Genomic DNA, 21,569 nt, shown 5'->3' on the forward strand with positions numbered 1-21,569 from the left:
GTGATATGTGGGTCATCTCGACACGGTGAACGGAGTGTTGGTGCGTGGAAGCATGAGATGTCCGGACTGCGGTGCGGACCTATCCGCAGCCGGGTCCCAGGAGCCGGAGTTCAGGTGCCCGGGGTGTGCGCTGCCGCTGCGGGGTCCTGTGGCGCACGAGCTCTGGCAGGTGGACCAGGCTCTCGCCGGGCTGAGCGATCAACAGGCGCGGCTGCAGGCCCGCCGTACGGAACTGATTCGCGCCCTGCGTGCCGGCGCGGATGCCGTGGGTGAGGCGGCGCCAGGCGCGGATGCGGCGGGTCAGGCGGCGGCGGGCACGGTGGGTCATCGGGCGGCGGGCACGGTTGCCGGGGGTCAGGGGGCGGCGGGCGCGGACGCTGTGGGGCAGCGGCCTGCGGGGGCGGTGCCTCCTGGTGCGGGTGCGCCGCCGCCGTACCCGGCGGCGGTGGCCGGGTCCGGGGTTGCGGGGCCCGGGGTTGCAGGGTCGGGAGTTGCGGGGGCCGGGGTTGCGGGGGCCGGGCCTGGGGTTGTGGGGGCCGGTGGGCCGACGCGGGAGGTGTCTTCCGGTGCTGCGAAGAATGTCCTGCTCATCCTCGGTGGTCTGCTGCTGACGGTGGCGGCGGTGGTGTTCACCGTGGTGAGCTGGGGGCGGCTGGGCATCGGCGGGCGCGCGGCCGTGCTGGCCGCGTTCACCGCGCTGGTCATGCTGGCGCCGGTCCTGCTGATCCGGCGAAGGCTCACCGCGACGGCCGAGACGGTGGCAGGGCTCGCGGTCGTACTGTTGCTGCTCGACGGCTACGCGGCCAGGCGGGTGGGGTTCCTCGGGATCGACGCCCTCGACGTGCTGCACTACACGGCCGGGGTGCTCGGGCTCACCGCGCTCATCCTGGCGGCCTATGCCCGGGTCACCCGGCTTCGCGGGCCCGCTCCGGTCGCCGTGGTGCTGGCGCAGCCGATCCTGCCGCTGCTGGCCGGCGACTGGTCGGAGACGTGGCTGCTGGCCATGCTGGTGGCCACGGCGGCGCTGGACGTCGCACTGGTCCGCTACGGCCGGGAAGCGGTGCGGGTGACGGCCGCCCTGGCCGGCAGCGGGGTCACGACCCTCGCCCTGCTCGGCGGCGTGCCGTACGCGCTGGGGTCTCCGTCCGTCGATCAGGCCCTGGTCAGATCGGCGCCGCTGGTCGCGCTGGCTCTGCTCGGCGGGTTCGTGACATGGCTGCTGGCCAGGCCGGGCAGGGCCGAAGGGGAGACCTGGGCCGCCGGGGTCACCGCCGGAACCGCGCTCACGCTGATCGCCGTGCCGGCCGCGCTCGTGCAGCCGATGCTGGACGGTCCGGGCACGGACTGGCGCCCTCTGGCCTACCTCGTCCCGGCACTCGCGGTGGTGCTCGCCGCCGCCTGGCTGCCCTGGCGAAAGGTACGGCTGGCGGCCATGGCCACCGGCGGACTGGTGGCGCTGCTGACCACGCTGACCCTGCTGCCTCGGCTCGCGGTCACGCTGGCGGCGCCGCTCGCCTGGCTGGACGTGCTCTGGACGGGCACGTGGAACGGACGGCAGTGGGAGCCGTTCGAGATGGCCTCACCGGCGGACGTGGTGCTGCTGGGCACGGTGGCGGCCGGCCTCCTGGCTGCGGCGGTCGTGCACGGCACCCGCGGGTGGCCGGTGAGGGCGGCGGCGGTCGGGCCGGGGACCGGCGGGCCGGTGAAGGCAGCGGCAGCCGGGTCCGGGGCTGGTGAGTCGGGGAAGGCGGCGGCCGGGCCCGGGACTGGTGAGCCGGTGAAGGTGGGGGCGGTCTTGGGCGGCGCCGGTGGGTGGCCGGTGAGGGCGGCGGTGGTTGGGGCGTTGGGGTTCGGGGTGCTCATGGTCGCGGTCGCCACCCATGCCTTCGTGACGCCCTACCCGGCCGCGGTGGTGGTGCAGGTGGTGCTGGCCGTCGGTCTTGCCGTGGTCGCCACACTGAGCCGAGCGCCCTGGTGGGGGATGGCGTGCGCGATCGTCGCCGGTCCGGCCGCGGTGCGGGCGGCGGCGTACGCGTTCGGGAGTGAGCCGGCGACGCTGATCGTGCTGCCGATCCTGGCGGTGGCCGCCCTGGCCATGGCGCTGGGGGGCAGGCTGAAGGAGCTGCGGGTTTGGGGGCTGGGCTTCGCCGCGCTGTTCCTCGGGCTGGAGGCGGTGGCAGCGGGCTTCTCGCTCGGCCTGCGCGTCCTGGTCGCGGTGAGTGTGGGATTCGCCGTGGCCGGGGTGCTGGTGCTGCTCATGTCGCCGCGGACGGGTCCGGTCGTCCGAGGCGGCGTGAACGGCCTCAGGTACACCGGCGCGTTCCTGCTGTTGCTGGCCTCGTGGCTGCGGCTGGGGGCGGACGAGGTCACCGTCGTCGAGGCGTACACGGTGCCGTGCTCGCTGGTCCTGCTGGGAGCCGGCTGGTGGCGGCGGCGCGGCGGCGCACCGGTCTCGTCCTGGGCGGCCTACGGCGCGGGACTCTCCTTCACGATGCTGCCCAGCCTGGTGGCGGTCTACGCGGACGTGGAATGGCGACGGTCGCTGGCGCTCGGCGTGCTTGCGCTGGCGGTGCTGTTCGCCGGGGCCCGGTTCCGGCTCCAGGCGCCCACGGCGGTCGGAGCCGTCGTGGTGGCCGGGGTCGCGGTGCGGGAGCTGGCCCCGTACGTGTCGGAGATGCTCCTCACGGTGCCGCGCTGGGTGCCGATCGCCGTGGGCGGGCTGCTGCTCGTGGTGGTCGGGGCGACGTACGAGGCCCGCATGCGGGACCTGCGCCGGTTGCGCGACACCCTGACGAGAATGGGTTGACGATCCGACGGCCCGCCGATGACGAGATCCGGTGCCGGCCACCAGAGTGGCGCGGCACGGATATGTGGTCAGTACGAGGCGCGTGCCGCGTCGGCCGGGCCGTGGATAAAGGTGGCCGCGAGGGCCTCGGAAGCGCGGGCGACCAGGGCGACGTCGGCGCCGACGAGCACGAAGCGCGCCCCGGCGTCCGCGTAGGCGCGTGCCGTGTCCGGGTCGAAGGCGTTGACGCCGACCGGCTTCCCCGCGGCGGCGACGCCGTCGAAGGCGCGGCGGACGGTGGCGACGACGTCGGGGTGCGTCTGCTGCCCCAGGACGCCCATGGAGGCGGCGAGGTCGCTCGGACCGACGAAGACGCCGTCGATGCCGGGGGTCGACGCGATCGCCTCCGCCGCCGCGGCGCCCTCGGCCGTCTCGATCTGCACGAACACGGAGACGTGGTCGGCGGCGTTCTGGAGGTAGCCGTCGACGCGGTTCCAGCGGGCGGAGCGGGCGAGGGCGCTTCCGACGCCGCGACGGCCCGCGGGCGGGTACTGCGTCGCCTCCGCGACGGCTCCGGCCTCGTCGGGGGTCGAGATCATCGGCACGAGGATCGTCTGGGCGCCGAGGTCGAGGACCTGCTTGATCATCACGGGGTCGGCGGCGGGGACGCGCACCACGGGCGTGACGGGGTAGGCCGAGACGGCGTACAGCTGCGCGAGCGTGGACTCCAGGCCGTTGGGGGAGTGCTCCATGTCGATGAGCACCCAGTCGAGGCCCGAGCCCGCCATGATCTCGGCCATGACGGGGGAGCCGGAGCACACCCATCCGCCGAACAGCGGACGCTCGGCCGCGGCGAGACGATCGCGGAGGGTCGGGTTCAGACGAAGCGGCATGAGATGGTCCCCATCGGTCCGTAGTCGGCCAGCACGGTGTCGCCCTTGTCCACCCATACGGGACGGGTGAACGAGCCGGCGAGGATGATCTCCCCGGCTTCCAGGCGATCGCCGTGCCGGTGCGTCTTGTTGGCGAGCCACGCGACCCCCGACGCCGGGTGGTTCAGGACCCCGGCGGCCACGCCCGTCTCCTCGATCGTCTCGTTGCGGTAGAGGAGGGCCGCCACCCACCGCAGATCGACCGCGTCGGGCCGCACCGGATTGCCCCCGAGTACGAGCCCGCCATAGGCGGCGTTGTCGGAGATGGTGTCGACGATCGTGCGGCCTTCGAGCTCGATGTGGGAGTTGAGCACCTCCAGAGCGGGCGTGACGTACTCCGTCGCGCGCAGGACGTCGAACAGCGTGCAGTCCGGGCCCTCCAGCGGCTCCTTCAGGACGAAGGCGAGCTCGACCTCGATGCGGACGTTGGAGAAGCGGTCGTGCGGGATGCGCGCGCCGTTCTCCCACACGGTGTCGTCGAACATGACGCCGTAGTCGGGCTCCGTGATGCCGGTCGCGGCCTGCATGGCGCGGGAGGTGAGCCCGATCTTGCGGCCGACGAGGCGACGCCCGGCCGCGAGGTTCTTCTCCTTCCACACCGCCTGGATGGCGTAGGAGTCCTCGATCGTGGCCTCGGGGAACCGCGCGGTGATGCGCGGTATGACCCCGTGCGTCCGCTCCGCCTCCGCGAGCTCCTCCGCGAGGGACGTGATGGTGTCTTTCGTCAGCATGATGACTCTTCCGTGAGAAGGCGGCGCGGGGGACCTCTTAGAGCTGGTGGCCCAGCTTGTACTCGCCCTGCTTGTACTCGGGCATCCCCTCGGTGTCGTCCTTGCGGGTGTAGGAGAAGCCGTCGGCGCCGATCGTGACCGCCATCTCGCTCGCGTCGGTACGGGCGACGACGGGCTGCGGGTTGCCGTCGAGGTCGAGTACGAGCGAGGCTTCGGTGTACCAGCTCGGCACGACCGGGTTGCCCCACCAGTCGCGGCGCTGGTTGTCGTGCACGTCCCACGTGATGACGGGGTTGTCGGGGTCGCCCGTGTAGTAGTCCTGGGTGTAGATCTCGACGCGGTGGCCGTCGGGGTCGCGCAGGTAGAGGTAGAACGCGTTCGAGACGCCGTGCCGGCCGGGGCCGCGCTCGATGGCGTCGGAGCGGCGCAGCGCGCCGAGCTTGTCGCAGATGGCGAGGATGTTGTGCTTCTCGTGCGTGGCGAACGCCACGTGGTGCATACGGGGACCGTCGCCGCCCGTCGTCGCGGTGTCGTGGACGGTGGGCTTGCGGCGCATCCACGCGGCGTAGACGACGCCGTCGGAGTCCTGGATGTCCTCCGTGACGCGGAACCCGAGGTCCTGGTAGTGCCGGACGGCCTTGGGCACGTCGGGCGTGACCTGGTTGAAGTGGTCGAGGCGGACGATGGAGGCGGGCGTGTGGAGGTCGTAACGCCAGGCGAGGCGCTCGACGTGCTCGACGGCGTGGAAGAACTCGTACGGGAAGCCGAGCGGGTCCTCCACGCGCACGGAGTCACCGATGCCCTTGACGAAGCCGTCCGCCCGGCGTTCGACGCGGCATCCCAGCTCGCTGTAGAAGGCGACGGCCTTGTCCAGGTCCTCGGGGGTCCGGACCCGGTACGAGAACGCCGCGACGGCGGCGACGGGCCCCTTGCGCAGCACGAGGTTGTGGTGGATGAACTCCTCCAGCGAGCGCAGGTAGATCGCCTCGTCGTCCTCCTCCGTGACGGTCAGGCCCAGCACGTCGACGTAGAACTCGCGGGAGGCGGCCAGGTCGGTGACGACGAGCTCCATGTAGGCGCAGCGCAGGATGTCGGGCGCGGGCGAGGAGGGCGTGGGGACGGGGTTCTCCGCGTGGATCGGAGCTTCCTGGCTGACGGAGAAGCCGGAGGAGGTCGGGGTACGGTCGTGGACGGTCATGTCAGCGTCCTTGCTTTCGTGACGGATGGGGGGCGTGCTGCCTACTTGCCGAAGGTGGGGTTGTGGACCTCGCCGAGCGTGATGTGCACGGCCTGCTGGTCGGTGTAGAAGTCGATCGAGCGGTAGCCGCCCTCGTGTCCGAGGCCCGACGCCTTGACACCGCCGAAGGGCGTACGCAGGTCGCGGACGTTGTTGGAGTTGAGCCACACCATGCCCGCCTCGATGGCCTGGGCGAAGTTGTGGGCGCGCTTGAGGTCATTCGTCCAGACGTAGGCGGCGAGACCGTATTTCGTGTCGTTCGCGAGCGCGAGCGCCTCCTCCTCCGTGTCGAAGGGCGTGATCGCGACGACCGGGCCGAAGATCTCCTCCTGGAAGATGCGGGCGCCGGGGGCCACGTCGGCGAACACGGTCGGGGCGACGAAGTTGCCGGACTCGAAGCCCTCGGGGCGTCCGCCTCCCGCCACCAGGCGGCCCTCGCCCTTGCCGAGCTCGACGTAGCTCATGACCTTCTCGAAGTGCTCGGGGTGCACGAGCGCGCCGACCTCGGTGGCGGGGTCGTGCGGGTAGCCGACCTTCACGCGCTTGGCCTGCGCGGCGTACCGCTCGACGAACTCCTCGTACACCTCGCGCTGGACTAGGATGCGGCTGCCCGCCGTGCAGCGCTCGCCGTTGAGCGAGAAGACCCCGAAGATGGTCGCGTCGATCGCGGCGTCGAGGTCGGCGTCGGCGAAGACGATGGCGGGCGACTTGCCGCCGAGCTCCATCGACAGGCCCTTGAGGTGCGGGGCGGCGTTGGCGAAGATGATCTGCCCCGTACGGCTCTCGCCCGTGAACGAGATGAGGGGCACGTCGGCGTGCCTCACGAGCGCGTCGCCGGCGTCCTCCCCGAGGCCGTTGACCAGGTTGAAGACGCCCTGGGGAAGCCCCGCCTCCTCGAAGATCCCCGCCCACAGCGAAGCCGACAGCGGCGTGAACTCGGCCGGCTTGAGCACGACGGTGTTGCCCGTCGCGAGGGCGGGGCCGAGCTTCCAGCTCTCCAGCATGAAGGGCGTGTTCCACGGCGTGATCAGTCCCGCGACGCCGATCGGCTTGCGGTTGACGTAGTTGATCTGGCGGCCGGGGACCTTGAAGGTGTCGTCGGCCTGCGCGACGACCAGGTCGGCGAAGAACCGGAAGTTCTCGGCCGCGCGGCGCGCCTGGCCGAGCGCCTGCGTGATCGGCAGACCCGAGTCGAACGACTCGAGCTCGGCGAGGCGGGCGTCGCGGGACTCGACGAGGTCGGCGATGCGGTGCAGCACGCGCGAGCGCTCGCGCGGCAGCATCCGGGGCCACGGGCCCTCCCTGAACGCCCGGCGGGCCGCCGCCACGGCGCGGTCGATGTCGGCCTTCTTGCCGGCCGCGGCCTGCGCGTACACCTCGTTCGATACGGGATCAAGCACGTCGAACGTGTCGCCGTCGAGCGAGTCGACGAACTCTCCGTCGATGTAGTGCCGGATGCGCGCGGGCAGGTCGGCGGGGACGTGCCGGACGGAGGTCGCGGTGTCGGTCATGTGATCTTCCCGTTCGGAGGTGAGCTGAGAGTGGACGGTCATCAGGCCCTGGCCCTGGCGGCTGCCTCGTACTTCGCGCGCCATTCCGCGTTCATGGGGAACAGGCCGTCGACGGGGTGACCGGCGGCGACCTGCTCGGCGATCCACGCGTCCTCGGTCTCCTGGGCGAGCGCGGCGTCGGCCACCTCCTCGGCGATCGCCGGGGGGATCACCACGACCCCGTCGTCGTCACCCACGACGATGTCGCCCGGCTGGACCGTGGCGCCGCCGCACGCGATCGTGAGGTCGGCGTCCCACGGCACGTGCCTGCGGCCCAGCACGGCGGGGTGCGGCCCCTGGCTGAAGACGGGCAGGTCGATGCCGGCGACCGTCGCATAGTCGCGTACGCCGCCGTCCGTGACGACACCCGCCGCGCCGCGGGCGAGGGCGCGGAGGGCGAGCACGTCGCCGAGGGTGCCGGAGCCGCGCTCACCGCGCGCCTCGATGACGATGACCTCGCCCTCCCGCACGGCGTCGAACACGCGCTTCTGCGCGTTGTAGCCGCCGCCGTGGCTGGCGAAGAGGTCCTCGCGGTACGGGACGAAGCGCAGCGTCCTCGCGACGCCGACGAGCTTCGTGCCCGGCCGGGTCGTGCGCACGCCGTCGATCGAGACGTGGTCGAGGCCGCGCTTGCGCAGCTGCTGCGACAACCCGGCGACGGGCGCCTTGAGCAGCTTCTCGCGCAGCTCGGGGGACAGGGCCGGACCGGTCGCCGCGGCGGGGAGCCCCGCGGCCTCGCGCGAGCCCCACGCCTCCTCGCGCTGGCGGTCGTCGACCGAGGGGAGCGAACCGAGGGCGGGATCGAAGCCGCCGGGACCCTCGACCACCCGGCTCGTCAGCCGGCCCGAGCTCGGCCCACCCGGCACATCGACCTCGACCTCGACGACGTCTCCCGGGACGGCCACCGACGCGCCGGCCGGAGTTCCGGTGAGGATGAGGTCGCCGGTCTCGAGCGTGAGGTGCTGGGAGAGGTCGGCAATGAGCTGGGAGAACGGGAAGATGAGGCCGGCGGTCTCGCCCTCCTGGACCAGCTCGCCGTTGAGCCACGTCCGCACGCGCAGCGCGGTGGGATCGACCGTACGCGCGTCGATGAGCCGCGGGCCGACGGGTGTGTAGCCGTCGCGGCCCTTGTTGCGCACGTTCGAGCCCTTGTCGTTGGCGCGCAGGTCGTACAGTCCCCAGTCGTTCGACGCCGTCACCCATGCCACGTGTCTCCAGGCCTCGGCGGGGGAGACGCTTCGCGCGGGTGAACCGATGACGAGGGCGATCTCGCCCTCGAAGGCGAGCAGCTCCGTGCCCTCGGGACGCTCGACCGGGTCGCCCGAGGCGCCCAGGGAGCTCGACGGCTTGAAGAAGTACGAGGGAGCGGCGGGCCGGCGGCCCCGCTGCGCTGCGCGGGACTCGTGGCTGATGTGGACGGCGATGATCTTCCCCGGCGTGCTGGGCAGGGAACCGGGTGCGGGTGCGGTGCTCATAGTGTGGCCTTCGCGTCTACCTGGTCGCGGTACAGGGGGTTTCAGCGGGTGGAGGTGGTCAGAACGTCGGAGCCCTGCTCGCTGCGGGAGCGGTTCGCGGCACCGAGCCGGGCGGCGAAGGCGGCGACATCCGATGGCAGTGCCGTCCCCCGCCACGCCACGTGCTGATCGCGACGGGCGATCACGAACGGCGTCGTGTACGCGGGATCCCCGGCGCCTTCTGGCAGCCTGACCACGGTGACGGGCAGGCCCGCGGCGCGTGCCTCCTCCGCCCACCTCTCCGCGGCGTCGAAGTGATCGAGCACCACGAGGGTGTACCACGGACCGAGGTGGTCGTACAGCGACGAACCATCCGCGAGCCAGTGGTGGGGCAGGCGGCACCCCGGCACCGTGGAGGGCGTGTACGTGCCCATCGTGTACTCCGGCGCCGGGCCGTCCGCGACGATGATCGGGCTGTCCGCGTAGCTGTAGCCGAAGTTGAGGCCCGCCGCCGCGAACTGCTGGACGTTCAGGTCGTAGGCGAGCTTCCCGAAGGCCGCGCGGGCCGCGTCCCCCTCGGGGCCCTCGGCCTCCAGGCCGGCGGGCACATCCGTGTCGGAGATCTTCCGCAGGTGGGACATCGCGAAGCGGGACACCTGGTCCGTGATGGGCTGGCGCTCGGCCTCGTAGGCGTCCAGGATCGACTCGTCCGCCCAGCCGGCGATCACGGCGCTCAGGAGCCACGACAGGTTGAGGCCGTCGGCGATGCCGGCGTTCATGCCGTATCCGCCGTAGGGCACCCAGAGGTGAGCGGCGTCACCGGCGAGGAACATGCGGCCTTCGCGGAACTTGTCCGCCACGAGACGGCGAGCGATCCAGTCCTCACGGGAGACGAACTCGTAGGACTGGTCGTCGGAGATGCCGAGGATGTCGCGGATCGCCCGGTCGCGGTCGACCTCCTGGCGCTCGGCCTCCTCGGCGCTCAGGTACGTGTGGATCAGGAACGTCTCGACGCCGTCGATGGAGTAGACATGGCCGTTGCGGCGGTCGTTGTAGACGTAGTAGCCCCACGCCTTCCCCGCCGGCATGCGCTCGTACAGGTCTGGCACCTTGACGCACGTCGACTGGACGTGCTGCAGGACGGGGTCACCGTGGAACGAGGACCCGATCGCCTTCCGCACGAGCGAGCGGCCACCGTCCGCGCCGATGAGGTAGCGACCGCGAAGAGCCGTCCTCTCCTGCGAGCCCACCGGGGTGACCTCCACCGTCACGCCGTCCTCGTCCTGGGTGACCGCGACGGCCCTGACCTCGTTGCGAAGGCTCACGTTCGCCAGGGAAGCCACGTGCTCCTCGAGGATGGGCTCAAGGAAGCGCTGGTTCACGCGGTGCGCCGGCTCGGCGACCGCCCAGGTGGTGTCGGGACCCTTCCCCGTTCCGTCGCGACGGGCGGCGGCGGAGGGGATCGGGATGCGACCGAACTCCGTGCCCGTCACCGAGGTGAGGAAGACGACGTCCTGAGGGTGGTCGGAGGGCAGGCCCGCCGAGCGGACCCTGTCGGCCAGCCCGAAGCGGCGCAACGCCTCCATCGTGCGGGCGGCCACGTGGTTGCACTTGACGTTCGGGGGGTCCAGGTAGGGGTTCTCTTCGATGACGATCGTCGAGACTCCGCGCGAGTCCAGATCCATCGCGGCCAGCAGGCCGACGGGCCCTCCGCCGACGATGATGACCTCGGCGTCGAAGGTGGCGGAGTTGGTCACTTACTGGGACTCCAATCGGTCAGCGGATCGCGGTGAGATCGCGCCCCGGCGTGGGGATCGGTCGTGGGACTGGCGGTCATCGTCGAACTCCCCCGTAACGAGATCTGGACGCTCTGTAGCGAACCCTCCATGGACGGAACACCACGAGTGTGCGGGGGCTGGTTAAATCAGGCAATGACAACTATCATGATTGATAGTTCAAGGAGATTGAAGTGAACGGAACCTCGGCGCTCTCGCTCAGGCAGCTGCAATACTTCTGCGCCGTCGTCGAGAGCGGATCGGTCACCGAGGCGGCCAAGAGGCTGCACGTGTCCGCGGGCGGGGTCTCGCTCGCCATCACGCAGCTCGAAGAGCTCCTCGACGTCCAGCTCACGCTGCGCACGCGCGGCAAGGGCGTCGAGATCACCGACGCCGGCCGCAGCGTCTACGAAACCGCGCGAGTGATCGCCCGCTGCGTCGATGACATTCAGGAGCTGGCCGGGACCATCCGCGGCAGACTGCGCGGCCCGCTGCGGGTCGGGATCTTCACGACCCTGTCCCCCTGGCTGTTCCCGCAGATGGCCGAATACTTCGCGAAGCGTCACCCGGCGATCGATCTCCAGCTGGAGGAAGGAGCGTCGGCGGCGCTCCAGACCCTCCTGGTGGAGGGGAGGCTGGACGCGGCCCTGCTGTACGAGAACCACATCGTCTCCGAGGTCGACGTCCAGCGGCTCGTCCCTGTCCGGCTGCAGCTCGCCGTCTCGCCGAGCCATCCGCTGGCCGGCCAGGACAAGGTCTCGCTCAGCGCCCTGCGCGACGAGTACGCCGTTCTGCTCGCCATGCGCCCGGCCACCGATCACGTCGAGGAGATCCTGCGCAACGCCGGCATCACGCCCCGGGTGCGCTGGCGGAGCGCGAACGTCGAGACGATTCGCTCGCTCGTCGCGCGAGGTCTCGGCTACACGATCATCATGGGCCGTCCCCACGGCGACCTGACGTACGACGGGAAGCCGATCGTGTACCGCCCCATCGCGGACGACATCCCCGCGAACCACGTCGTGCTCGCCACCGCGCCCGGTGCCCGGCGCACGGCCCGGGTGGAGGCGCTGCGGGCCTACTGCCGTGAAGCGGTCGCGGGGCAGTTCGCCTCGCTCGACGGCACGCCCGTGAGCAAGACCGGCACGCTCTGAGGGGCGGCCGGCGCGGCCGTCCTGTCCCTGATGGCGACGGGGAAACGGACATTCCGCGGGGGGCGGCGGGCGCCAGAAGTTCAGAATTTCTGAACTGTTTAGCCCGATATTTGTGATTGCCGTAATCCCACTGGTGGGCGCAATGTAGTGCAACCGGCCGCACACGACCGGACAGCACGCGATCGGCGAACGCTCACGGAAGGAGACACGTGGGATCACTGAGGATCGCCCACCGGCTTGAGGGGTTGCCTCCGTACGTGCCGGGGCGACGTCCCGAAGCCGGAGAGACGCGCAGGCAGGCGCGCCTGGCGTCGAACGAGGTCCCCTGGCCTCCGCAGGCGGCGATCGTGGACGCGATGAAGGACGCGCTGGAGCACGCGCACCGGTATCCGGACATGCAGTACGCCGAGCTGCGCGACGCCATCGCGGCGCACGTCGGCCGGCCGTCCGACCGCATCGCGGTCGCCAACGGATCCACCGCGCTGCTGCGTGACATCGTCGGGGTTCTCGTCGAGGCCGGGTCCGAGGTGATCTTCGCCGAGCCGAGCTTTCCGTACTACCGCACCGCCGCGATCGCCAACTCGGCGGTGCCGATCGCTGTTCCGCTGCTGGCATACGCCCATGACCTCGACGCCATGCGGGGCGCCATCACGCCCCGCACCCGGGTCGTCATCATCTGCAACCCGAACAACCCGACGGGCACGGCGTACACCAACGCGGAACTCAAGGAGTTCCTGGCGCGTGTGCCCGAGGACGTCGCGGTCATCCTCGACGAGGCGTACGTCGAGTTCGCGCGGGACGTCAACGGCCTGGAGCTCATGGACGATCACCCGAACGTGATCGTCGTCCGCACGCTCAGCAAGGCGCACGGTCTCGCGGGCCTGCGCGTCGGCTATGCCATCGGCGACAGCGAAGTGATGAGCTACGTGTCCCGGCTGGGAGTGCCGTTCCGCATCGACGGCGTCGCCGTCGCGGGCGCGCTGGCCGCGCTCACGCCGGAGCAGGTGGCCGAGTCCCGGCGTCGCGTGGCCTCGATCGTGGAGGAGCGCGCGGTCCTCACCACGGCCCTCCGCTCTCGCGGCTGGAACGTCGTCGAGTCCGCGGCGAACTTCGTCTTCCTTCCGCTGGGCGAATCGACCGCGAGCGTGGCCGCCGAATGCGCGGCGGGCGGCGTGCTCGTGCGCCCCATCGGCGGCGGCATACGAGTGACCGTCGGCTCCCCGCAGGACACCGAGCACCTCCTCGGCGCCCTGCCCGTCCTCGCCAACGAACCCCCCCGCTGACCGCACTCCCGTGCGGACATACCCGAAAGACCTCCCATGGACATCACCGAGAACACCCCACCGCAGGAGCGATCCGACTCGCTGTGGCACGGCCCCATGCGACGCATCCTGCTGTCCAGCTTCAGCGGAAGCGTGATCGAGTTCTACGACTTCGTTCTGTACGTCATAGCGGCCGCGGTCGTCTTCCCGCACGTCTTCTTCAGCAACCTCTCGCCGACCATGGCGACCATCGCGTCCTTCGTCACGCTCGCCGTCGGCTATGTCGGACGACCGCTCGGAGGCGTGATCTTCGGCCACTTCGGCGACAGGCTCGGCCGCAAGGGCGTGCTCGTCACCACCATGCTCCTCATGGGCGTCTCCACCATGGCGATCGGGCTCCTCCCCACCGCCGACCTGATCGGCGCCTTGGCGCCGATCCTCCTCGTCCTCTGCCGGGTCCTGCAGGGTGTGGCCGTCGGCGGCGAGTGGGGCGGCGCGATGCTCATCGCCCTGGAGAACTCTCCCGGCGCGAAGCGCGGTTTCGCGGCCTCGTTCGCGAGCCTCGGCGCGCCCGCCGGCGCGATGCTGGCCACCGGATCCATCTCCCTGGCCTCCACGCTCCCGCAGGACCAGTTCCTCGGGTGGGGATGGCGGATTCCCTTCCTGCTCAGCTTCCTGCTCGTCCTGGTCGGCATGATGATCCGGCTGAAGGTCAGCGAGAGCCCGCTGTTCAAGTCGCTGAACCAGGAGGCGGAGAAGCGGAGGGTGCCGATCCTGGAGGTCCTGCGCCGCTACCCGATGCAGGCCGGGCTCGGCATCATCGTCGCGATCAGCCAGCTGACGATCGACGGCATCGCCACCTCGTGGGCGGTCAACTACAGCGTCGAACTCGGTGCAGACCGTACGACCATCCTGAACCTGAAGATCCTCGGCTCGGTCGCCCTCCTCATCGCGGCCATCATCAGCGCCCGGCTGAGCGACCGTTGGGGGCGCCGCCTGCCCCTCGCCGTCGGCATCGTCGCAGCGCTGATCTTCGTCTTCCCGATGCTCAACCTGATCCAGACCGGAACCGCCGGAGGCTTCGCGGGCGCCGTCATCGTCGGCCAGTTCATCCAGGGCTTCATCCTCGGTCCGCTCGCCGCGTTCCTGGCGGAGTTGTTCCCCACGCGCCTGCGTTTCACCGGTGCTTCGCTGTGCTTCCAGACCGCTTCGGCGCTCGGCTCGGGCTTCACACCCCTCATCGCGACCTCCCTGGTCGCCGTCGGCGGCGGAATCGCCGTACTGGGCTGGGTGTGGATAGGGGTGCTCGCCGTCTGCCTCGTGGCGATCCTGATCGCGGCGGAGGGGAGAACGCGGGACCTCAGCGCCATCTAACCCCGCGGAGCCGGAGGTTCAAGCGACACGTAAGAATGACGCGAGGTTGAAGGGGACAAATGCCCCATATCAGCCTCGAACAGGAGGAAAGGTAAGCCAATGACGAAGACCGGTGGAGAACTTCTCGCCGAACAGCTGATCGCGGAGGGCGTTCAGACGATTTTCGGCGTGCCCGGGATCCAGCTGGACTACGCGTTGGACGGTCTTGCGCAGAACCGCGAGGCGATCGACTTCATCTCGGCGCGGCACGAGCAGGGAGCCGCGTACATGGCGGACGGCTATGCGCGGGTGGCCGGCCGGCCCGGTGTCTGCATGGTCGTGCCCGGTCCTGGCCTCCTGAACGCCGGTGCGGCGTTGTCGACCGCGTTCGCGACGAACAGTCCCGTCGTGTGCATCGCCGGTCAGATCCCCTCGCCGGCCATCGGCCGGGGTCTCGGCCTGCTCCATGAGATCCAGGGGCAGACGGACCTGCTCCGCTCGCTCACCAAGTGGAACGGGATCGCGAAGTCGCCCGACGAGATCCCCGGCCTGGTCCGCGAAGCGTTCAGGCAGGTCACGAGCGGACGCCCGCGGCCCGTCGGCCTGGAGATCCCCCCGGACGTGCTCCAGGCGACGACGACCGCCGGGGTGGTGAATCCCCCGGGTGACCGCACCGGCGAGATCGACGAGGACTCGGTCAGCCGTGCCGTCGAACTCCTCGCCGCCGCCGAGCGGCCGGTGATCGTCGCGGGCGGTGGCGTACGCGATGCCGCGTCCAGCGCCGCGCTCCAGGCCCTCGCCGAGCGCCTGGGCGCGCCCGTCATCACCAGCCGGAACGGTAAGGGCGCCATCAGCGACCGGCACCCGCTCGCCCTGTCGCGCCTGGCCGGTGCGGAGGTCCTGGAGAACGCGGACGTCGTGCTCGCCGTCGGCACTCGCTTCCTCACCATGACCGGGCAGCCGGTCGTCCGGCCCGGCCGCCACCGCCTCGTCGCGATCAACGCGGACCCCGCCGATGTGGGCGCGCCGCGCGAGTTCGAGGTCGCGGTCATCGCCGAGGCCAAGGTCGCACTGGAGGCGATCGTGAACGCCCTGCCCGGCGGCAACCGGGAAGCGCCGGTGCTCGACGGCCACCGCAAGCGCGAACGCGATGCGCTGAGCGTGATCGCGCCGCAGGTGGAGTGGCTTCGGGCGATCCGCGCGGCCCTGCCGGACGACGGCATCTTCGTCGAGGAGCTCACGCAGGTCGGTTATGCGGCGCGGCTGGCGTTCCCGGTGTATCAAGCGGGCACCTACGTGACGCCGGGATACCAGGGCACGCTCGGCTACGGTTTCCCGACCGGCCTCGGCGCCGCCGTCGGGGCCGGGGGCCGGCAGGTCGTCTCGATCAACGGTGACGGCGGGTTCGGGTGGGCGCTTCAGGAGCTGTCCACCGCCGCCAAGTACGGCATCGGGCTCGTGACCGTGGTGTTCAGCAACGACGCGTTCGGCAACGTGCAGCGCATCCAGAGCGAGACGTTCGGTCGCAACATCGGCGTCGAGCTCAAGAACCCCGACTTCGTGGCCCTGGCCAGGGAGTTCGGCGTCGCGGGGGAGCGGGTCACCACGCCTGAGGGGCTCGGGGACGCCATCCGCAACGCCCGCGGAACGGACGCACCGGTGCTCATCGAGGTCCCCCTGGGCGACGTTCCCTCCCCGTGGAAGCTCCTGGCGGAACAGCCCATCGGCTGAGCAGCGGCGCGAGGAGGCGTTCTCGGCCCGCTTCGCAGGCCCGACAATCGTGATCTAAGGAGAAGCATGGCAGCACCCAGGGGCATCGTCGACGATTCGTTGTGGCTGGACAATGCCCGGGTCGTTCCGTCGGGGACGTCGTACGAGCCGGTGGACGACTCCGCGACCGGTGAGGAGATCGCCAGGCTGCGCTCCGCCACCACCGAGGACGTCGACCGCGCCTTCGACTCCGCCGCACGCGCGCAGAGGCAGTGGGCGAACGTGTCGCCCGCTGATCGCGTCGCCGTGGTCGGGAAGGCCGCGGACGTTTTGGCGGGCATGGCGGACGACCTCGCCGCCACGATGCAGGCCGAAGTCGGCACCGTGGCGAGCCAGGTCCACGGAGCGCAGGTGGGCCTGGGCCTCGCGGCCATCCGTCTCACGGCGGCCTCGGCACTTGACGCGATCACGGAGCGCGAGAGGATCGGCGGCTCGGACGTCGTCCGCGAACCGGCTGGCGTCGTCGGAGCGATCACCCCGTGGAACTACCCGCTGTTCCAGGTGGCCTTGAAGGTGGCCCCGGCGATCGCCGCCGGTTGCGCCGTCGTCCTCAAGCCGGCGAACGTCGCCCCGCTCACGACGTTCCTCGTGGCGGAGGCCTTCGCCGAGGCCGGGCTGCCCGCCGGCGTACTGAACGTCGTCTGCGGAAGCGGCGGGAGCGTGGGCAGCGCGGTCGCGGGCCACGCACGCGCCGACTTCGTCTCCTTCACCGGCTCCGTCGAGACCGGGCGCAAGGTCGCCATGTCCGCCGCTCAGTGGGGGACGCGCACCTCGCTGGAGCTGGGCGGAAAGAGCGCCGCGATCGTGCTCGATGAGGACAAGGTGCGGGCCGCGGTGCGGCACACGATCGCGAGCTGCTTCGCCAACGCGGGCCAGACGTGCGCGGCGCTGTCTCGGCTGATCGTTCCGCGCCACCTGCTCGACGTGGCCGAGGACGTGGCCCGCGAGGCGATGGCGCAGGTCGTCGTGGGCGACCCCGCCGATCCGGCCAGCACCGTCGGACCGCTGGCGAACCAGGACCAGCGGGACAGGGTGGCCGAGCACCTCCGGGTGGCCGGTGAGACCGCGGGGGTGCGCACCGTCGCGTCGCAGGACGTCTCCCACCTGACCCGCGGTTGGTATGTCCCGCCCACGGTGCTCGTGGCCGACGACCCCGGCGCGCCGATCGTGCAGGAGGAGGTGTTCGGGCCCGTGCTCGTGATCCAGCCTGCCGACGACGAGGCGCATGCGATCGAGCTCGCCGAAGCGACGCGGTTCGGCCTCATCGCTCGCGTGTGGACCGATGACGCCGAGCGCTTCGAGAGCGTCGCCCGGCTGCTCCGGGTCGGCGGCGTGATCCAGAGCGATGCCCCGACGGTGTGGGACGCGCCGTTCGGAGGGGTCAAAGACTCGGGTTACGGGCGCGAGCGGGGTGCCTACGGGGTCGAGGAGTACCTCGTACCGAAGTCGCTGCAGCCACTCGTCAGGTAGGGGCTACGAGGACGACACCGAGAAGCTGTTGGTGACGAAGTCCATCCCCCCGCTGGACGAGGTGATCTCGTAGCCGAACTGCACGTCGCCGAGCGTCACGTCACCCATCCAGCCATTCGTACGCAGCCAGTTGAGCACCGCCTTGATGTCCACGGTGCCGGAGTTGGTGTTGCCGGTCCTGACGAAGGAGAAGACCTGGTTGGCGCCGTTGCTGCCACGGTAGACGTCCCAGCTTTGTAGCCGCCGTTGGACCAGGTGCCCCACCGGTCGGTGGAGGACCAGGCGGCGGCCTGCGCGGGCGGGCTGAGGAAGCCGATGACGATCGCCGACACGCAGACGGGGACGGGCCGGCGGGGCCCGGTATGCGCGCATGCGTCGCTCGCGGCATAGCGGGCCCCGACCAGGTGTTACCTGTCATAGGCCCTCGGCAGGCGCATGCCGCGCTCGGCCATGATCTGCCGGACCCGGTTCGGGTAGTCCGTGATGATGCCGTCGATCCCCATGTCCATGAGGGCCTCGATGGTGGCGGGGTCGTCGCAGGTCCACGGGATGACCTTCAGGCCACGCCGGTGCGCGTCCGAGACCATCTTCTTGTCGACGTAGAAGCGGAAGGCCGGATCGCTGATCGTGCCGTTCTGCGGGAAGCCGTACACCGGAGACAGGGCCGTGACGCCCGGGATGGCGGCGGCGGCCCTGACGAAGTCGCCGCCGAAGTCGTCGGCGTCGATCCCGCCGAGCCACGGAGAGGCGCCCGGCTTGCCCACTTGGAGGAAGTCGTAGTTGGTCAGCGCCACCAGCGGCCACTTCCGCGCGAGCCGGTGCATCTCCATCAGCGCGCCCCAGTCGAAGGACTGGATGGTGACCTGGTCCTCGATGCCCGAGGCGCGGATCTCCTCGAACACCCGGCGGACGAAAACCTCGCGCGGCGCGGTCTGCTCCGGCGCGCCGGCCTCGACCTTGGTCTCGATGTTCAGCTTGACCCGCTTGGCCTTGAACGTCTTGACGAGGTTCAGCACGTCCTTGAGCTCGACCATCCGGAAGCCGGGGACGACCTCCTGCTCGGGATAGCCGGGCAGCTGCTGGTATCCGCAGTCCATGGTCTTGATCTGAGCCAGGGTCAGATCCTTGATGAACTTGCCGACGTAGGGGAACATCGGGTCTTCGGGGGTGACCGGCGCGGTGTCGCGGCACTTCTGCGCGCTGATCTGCCGGTCGTGGTTGACCACGACCTTCAGGTCCTTGGTGACGTGGGTGTCCAGCTCAAGGGTGCTGACTCCGAGACGCAGGGCTTTGGCGAAACCCTCCAGCGACTCCTCGGTCGTCATGCCGAGCCCGCCACGGTGGGCTTGCAGGTCGAAGTGGTTCTTCTGGCTCTGTACGCCGTGGTCATCGGCCGCCGACGCGTGGGCAGCCTGCGGCACGACGAGTACGGGAGCGAAGGCCAGACTTACCAAGGCATGGCGAAGGTGCACGGGATGCTCCGCTTGTTAGGTCGAGATGACCTTGGCGACGCTAGAGGCCCACCCGCCCCCTCGCTGCGGCGATGGCGTAATGAGGCCATGAACGTTCGCGAAACGCTACCTTCGCCGGGAGAACCCCGGGTCCGGCTGCGGCGTTTCCGGGCGTTCGACGCGGGTGGGGTTGCCGCGTACGAGCTCGTCGTGGATGTGCCGGCGGGCGGTGGCGACGGCGCGCTCCGCCGCCTCGTCACCGCGCTCGATGCGCTCACGCAGCAGCCGCATGGCGATGCGGCGGTTGAGGGTGAACTGCCGCTCGGTGTCGACCACGACGACGATCCCCGTGGGCCGGTGGGTCGCGCGCACGGCCGTACTGGCCTTGTTGCGGTGTTGCCCGCCGGGGCCGCCGGTGCGGCAGGCGACGATGTCGACGTCCGCTTCGGCGAAGCTCGTGCGCGGGGAGCCGACCTGGCACGGCTGGGCGATGACGTACCAGTTCTTCCGGCGACTGCTCGCCCGGTACGGGCTGGGGGCCTGCCAGCAGAGGGTTCCCGACCACGAGGCGGCGAACTCCTCGGCGCCGGCTCCGGTGATCTGGACCAGGGCGGAGCGGTAGGTGCCGGGGCGGTCGCCTGGGACGGTCTGGGCGCGATGGGTCTCCAGGCTCTGCCGGGTGGCGTCGGCTTCGAGGCGATGCAGCAGCCGGGCCAGCGCCCAGGTGCACTCCTGCGGGCCGCGCCCGGCCGACAGGAGCAGGTGGACGCTCACGACCGCCCCCGCTTACGGCGGTTACCGGGCGTGGACCCGAGGTCGGGCGTCTTGTACGTGACCAGCGGGACCGTGGTGGCCACGGGCGTGGCCAGGTCATGGGCGACGAGGTCGGCGATCACCTGCTCGATGCGCTTGTAGGCCGTCGGCGCCTCCTCGAAGAGCAGCTGGCGGTCGCCGCACACCACCAGCGACCCCACCGGTGTGCGGCGCAGCTCCTCGACCGTGTGCTTGGCCCGCCCCCGGCGCAGGGCGTCGGCACGCGACATCTTGCGGCCCGCGCCGTGCGCCACGGAATGACCGGCGTCCGGCCCGGCGTGGGCGGCCACGAGGTAGGAAGGCGTGCCTCGGGTGCCGGCGATGAGCACGTCGCGGCCGTCACCCGGCGCCGCCCCCTTGCGGTGCAGGTAGCCGCCGTCGCGGACCTCGACCAGGTTGTGGCACTGGTCGACGATCGGCTCGGTGGGCTCGGTGCCCAGGGCGTGGGCGACCCGGGCGGCCAGCAGCCGCCGGTTGAGCGACCCCCAGCGTACGGCGTCGTCGTGCATCGCCAGGTAGGCGCCGGGATCGGGGGCGGGGCCCGCGCCGTGGACCTCGGTGTGCGCCCGCAGGATCCGCTCGCCGAGCCCTCGGGAACCGCTGTGGACGACGAGGACCAGGTCGCCGGCGGCGAGTCCGAGCCGGCTCGCGTGGTCCGGCTCGAAGACGGTCCCGATCCGCGCCAGCTCGACGAAGTGGTTGCCCCGGCCGACCGTCCCGAGGCCCTCGATGTGACCGGCGGGAATGTCGCCCTTCACCACGGCCCAGGCCGGGTCGTCGGCATCCTGCTCGGGATGCAGCGCGCGGTCGAGATCGGGGAACCGGGCGGCGAGCCTCTCAGGTACGGCGCGCTTGAGCCTGATGGGGAACACGGCGATGCCGCAGCCGATGTCGGAGCCCACCAGGAACGGGTAGAGCCTGGTCGAGGCCATGGCGGCGCCGATGGGGGCGCCCTTGCCGGGGTGCAGGTCCGGCATCGCGGCGACGTGCGTCATGCCGTCGAGGGCGGCCACCTGGTGGCACTGCGCGAGGGCATCGGACTCGATCCAGCTCGCGGGAGAGGCGAACACGGCGACCGTGGCCGGGGCGGACGGCAGCGGGGAATCCTGCCGGGAGGGTTGCTGCGACAAAGACGCTCTCTTCGCTGAACAAGGCATGGGCGGGCGGGCATGGCGGCGCGGGTCGGCGCCGTGGCATCTCAAAGAGCGGGGTGATGTCCGTCAACGCGTCATGGACACCACGTTCCCCTGAGCCCGTCACCCGAGGCAAACGATTTTCGCCCGTACGGGGCGCCCACTCGATCGTGCGCCTGCGGCGGCCAGGTCAGGCCGACCGCCGCGTCACGGCACCCGTCGATCAGTCGTCACGCGCGGGCATGACCGGCCCGCGCACCATGAACACGTCCACCGGATCCTCGGCCTCCAGCGTGAACCCGTGCCGCTCGTACAGTCGCCGGGCCGCACTGCCCTGCAGCACGTTCAGCCGGACCAGGGTGCCGTCGCGGTCGCACCGTTCCAGCAGCTCGCGCAGCACGGCCGCGCCGATGCCCCTGCCCTGCAGGTGCGGGGCCAGGTAGAAGTGTTCCAGCCAGTGGGCGTCTTCGGCCGGCCGCAGCGACACGCAGCCGGCGAAGGCGCCGGCCACCTCCAGCACCCAGGTGTGCGCCGGGGCGAACCTGTCCCGCAGTCGCTGCCGCACCCGCCGCTCGTCGTACCGCCCGAGCCGCTCCAGGTCCGCGCGCAGCACCACGGCCCGTAACTCGGCCACCGCCTCGACGTCCGCCATCGAAGCCGGCCGAATCCTCCAGTCCGCCATGACGCGCCAGGTTACCGGGC

General features: G+C 71.0%; 18 protein-coding genes. 6 read left to right on the top strand and 12 right to left on the bottom strand.

The genetic code is table 11. The annotated features are described in order from the left end of the window. Nucleotides 1–79 precede the first annotated feature (79 nt). Nucleotides 80–328: a hypothetical protein gene (locus tag BLS95_RS45275; RefSeq protein WP_090945813.1), complete on the bottom strand. Its 249-nt coding sequence runs from the start codon at nt 326–328 to the stop codon at nt 80–82. A gap of 228 nt (nt 329–556) precedes the next feature. Here BLS95_RS45275 and BLS95_RS45285 point away from each other — a divergent pair, with 228 nt between their 5' ends. Further along, nucleotides 557–2,806 (top strand): SCO7613 C-terminal domain-containing membrane protein, encoded by a 2,250-nt coding sequence (locus tag BLS95_RS45285; protein WP_176993730.1) that lies wholly within the window; start codon nt 557–559, stop codon nt 2,804–2,806. 68 nt (nt 2,807–2,874) lie between these two features. Here BLS95_RS45285 and BLS95_RS45290 read toward each other — a convergent pair whose 3' ends face one another. Genes BLS95_RS45290 through BLS95_RS45315 form a run of 6 tightly spaced genes read right to left on the bottom strand, consistent with a single transcriptional unit; the run spans nt 2,875 to nt 10,446 of the window. Beyond that, nucleotides 2,875–3,678, bottom strand: a complete 804-nt coding sequence (locus tag BLS95_RS45290; protein ID WP_090945815.1) for an HpcH/HpaI aldolase family protein — start codon at nt 3,676–3,678, stop codon at nt 2,875–2,877. After that, on the bottom strand, nt 3,663–4,448 hold the full coding sequence (hpaH, locus tag BLS95_RS45295; RefSeq protein WP_090945816.1) for a 2-oxo-hept-4-ene-1,7-dioate hydratase: 786 nt from the start codon (nt 4,446–4,448) through the stop codon (nt 3,663–3,665). Before hpaH ends, BLS95_RS45290 begins: the two co-directional genes overlap by 16 nt. Nucleotides 4,449–4,485: 37 nt before the next feature. Continuing rightward, a complete protein-coding gene (gene hpaD, locus BLS95_RS45300) occupies nt 4,486–5,646 on the bottom strand; it encodes a 3,4-dihydroxyphenylacetate 2,3-dioxygenase (RefSeq protein ID WP_090945817.1) in 1,161 nt (386 codons plus the stop codon). Nucleotides 5,647–5,687: 41 nt separating this feature from the next. Next, nucleotides 5,688–7,196: a 5-carboxymethyl-2-hydroxymuconate semialdehyde dehydrogenase gene (gene hpaE, locus BLS95_RS45305; protein ID WP_090945890.1), complete on the bottom strand. Its 1,509-nt coding sequence runs from the start codon at nt 7,194–7,196 to the stop codon at nt 5,688–5,690. A gap of 41 nt (nt 7,197–7,237) precedes the next feature. After that, complete coding sequence (locus tag BLS95_RS45310; protein ID WP_090945818.1) at nt 7,238–8,710, bottom strand: fumarylacetoacetate hydrolase family protein; 1,473 nt, start codon at nt 8,708–8,710, stop codon at nt 7,238–7,240. Nucleotides 8,711–8,751: 41 nt separating this feature from the next. After that, nucleotides 8,752–10,446, bottom strand: coding sequence for an FAD-dependent monooxygenase (locus BLS95_RS45315; RefSeq protein ID WP_090945819.1), 1,695 nt, complete (start codon nt 10,444–10,446; stop codon nt 8,752–8,754). A 212-nt stretch (nt 10,447–10,658) separates the two neighbouring features. Here BLS95_RS45315 and BLS95_RS45320 point away from each other — a divergent pair, with 212 nt between their 5' ends. The 5 genes from BLS95_RS45320 (at nt 10,659) to BLS95_RS45340 (ending at nt 17,470) form a co-directional block, all read left to right on the top strand. After that, complete coding sequence (locus BLS95_RS45320) at nt 10,659–11,615, top strand: LysR family transcriptional regulator (protein WP_090945820.1); 957 nt, start codon at nt 10,659–10,661, stop codon at nt 11,613–11,615. 209 nt (nt 11,616–11,824) lie between these two features. Continuing rightward, entirely contained in the window at nt 11,825–12,898 is a 1,074-nt protein-coding gene (gene hisC, locus BLS95_RS45325; RefSeq protein WP_090945821.1) for a histidinol-phosphate transaminase, read from the top strand. Between the two features lie 36 nt (nt 12,899–12,934). Continuing rightward, nucleotides 12,935–14,251 carry an MFS transporter gene (locus BLS95_RS45330; protein ID WP_090945822.1) on the top strand — a complete coding sequence of 439 codons (1,317 nt, stop codon included), beginning with the start codon at nt 12,935–12,937 and terminating at the stop codon, nt 14,249–14,251. A gap of 99 nt (nt 14,252–14,350) precedes the next feature. After that, a complete protein-coding gene (locus tag BLS95_RS45335) occupies nt 14,351–15,961 on the top strand; it encodes a thiamine pyrophosphate-binding protein (protein ID WP_090945823.1) in 1,611 nt (536 codons plus the stop codon). A gap of 66 nt (nt 15,962–16,027) precedes the next feature. After that, the gene (locus tag BLS95_RS45340) at nt 16,028–17,470 is read left to right on the top strand and encodes an aldehyde dehydrogenase family protein (RefSeq protein ID WP_090945824.1); all 1,443 of its coding nucleotides are present in this window, start codon (nt 16,028–16,030) and stop codon (nt 17,468–17,470) included. Between the two features lie 3 nt (nt 17,471–17,473). On the opposite strand, the gene BLS95_RS45345 is transcribed toward BLS95_RS45340, so the two are convergent. The 5 genes from BLS95_RS45345 to BLS95_RS45365 form a co-directional block, all read right to left on the bottom strand. After that, nucleotides 17,474–17,734, bottom strand: a complete 261-nt coding sequence (locus BLS95_RS45345) for a GH12 family glycosyl hydrolase domain-containing protein (protein ID WP_218136290.1) — start codon at nt 17,732–17,734, stop codon at nt 17,474–17,476. A gap of 143 nt (nt 17,735–17,877) precedes the next feature. Then, entirely contained in the window at nt 17,878–18,942 is a 1,065-nt protein-coding gene (locus tag BLS95_RS45350; protein WP_090945826.1) for a glycerophosphodiester phosphodiesterase family protein, read from the bottom strand. Nucleotides 18,943–19,047: 105 nt separating this feature from the next. Further along, nucleotides 19,048–19,695 (bottom strand): peptide chain release factor H, encoded by a 648-nt coding sequence (gene prfH, locus BLS95_RS45355; protein WP_090945827.1) that lies wholly within the window; start codon nt 19,693–19,695, stop codon nt 19,048–19,050. After that, complete coding sequence (locus tag BLS95_RS45360) at nt 19,692–20,864, bottom strand: RNA ligase RtcB family protein (RefSeq protein ID WP_090945828.1); 1,173 nt, start codon at nt 20,862–20,864, stop codon at nt 19,692–19,694. Before BLS95_RS45360 ends, prfH begins: the two co-directional genes overlap by 4 nt. 226 nt (nt 20,865–21,090) lie before the next feature. Continuing rightward, a complete protein-coding gene (locus tag BLS95_RS45365; protein ID WP_245765683.1) occupies nt 21,091–21,519 on the bottom strand; it encodes a GNAT family N-acetyltransferase in 429 nt (142 codons plus the stop codon). Nucleotides 21,520–21,569: the final 50 nt, after the last annotated feature.

The organism is Nonomuraea jiangxiensis (assembly GCF_900099965.1).
Lineage (GTDB): Bacteria > Actinomycetota > Actinomycetes > Streptosporangiales > Streptosporangiaceae > Nonomuraea > Nonomuraea jiangxiensis.

Bases quoted from the DNA above. Each gene is read 5' to 3' on its own strand.
- hpaD (WP_090945817.1), bottom strand. From the start codon at position 5,646: ATGACCGTCCACGACCGTACCCCGACCTCCTCCGGCTTCTCCGTCAGC.
- BLS95_RS45275 (WP_090945813.1), bottom strand. From the start codon at position 328: ATGACCCACCGTGCCCGCCGCCGCCTGACCCGCCGCATCCGCGCCTGG.
- hpaE (WP_090945890.1), bottom strand. From the start codon at position 7,196: ATGACCGACACCGCGACCTCCGTCCGGCACGTCCCCGCCGACCTGCCC.
- hpaH (WP_090945816.1), bottom strand. From the start codon at position 4,448: ATGCTGACGAAAGACACCATCACGTCCCTCGCGGAGGAGCTCGCGGAG.
- BLS95_RS45330 (WP_090945822.1), top strand. From the start codon at position 12,935: ATGGACATCACCGAGAACACCCCACCGCAGGAGCGATCCGACTCGCTG.
- BLS95_RS45340 (WP_090945824.1), top strand. From the start codon at position 16,028: ATGGCAGCACCCAGGGGCATCGTCGACGATTCGTTGTGGCTGGACAAT.
- BLS95_RS45290 (WP_090945815.1), bottom strand. From the start codon at position 3,678: ATGCCGCTTCGTCTGAACCCGACCCTCCGCGATCGTCTCGCCGCGGCC.
- BLS95_RS45335 (WP_090945823.1), top strand. From the start codon at position 14,351: ATGACGAAGACCGGTGGAGAACTTCTCGCCGAACAGCTGATCGCGGAG.
- BLS95_RS45365 (WP_245765683.1), bottom strand. From the start codon at position 21,519: ATGGCGGACGTCGAGGCGGTGGCCGAGTTACGGGCCGTGGTGCTGCGC.
- BLS95_RS45310 (WP_090945818.1), bottom strand. From the start codon at position 8,710: ATGAGCACCGCACCCGCACCCGGTTCCCTGCCCAGCACGCCGGGGAAG.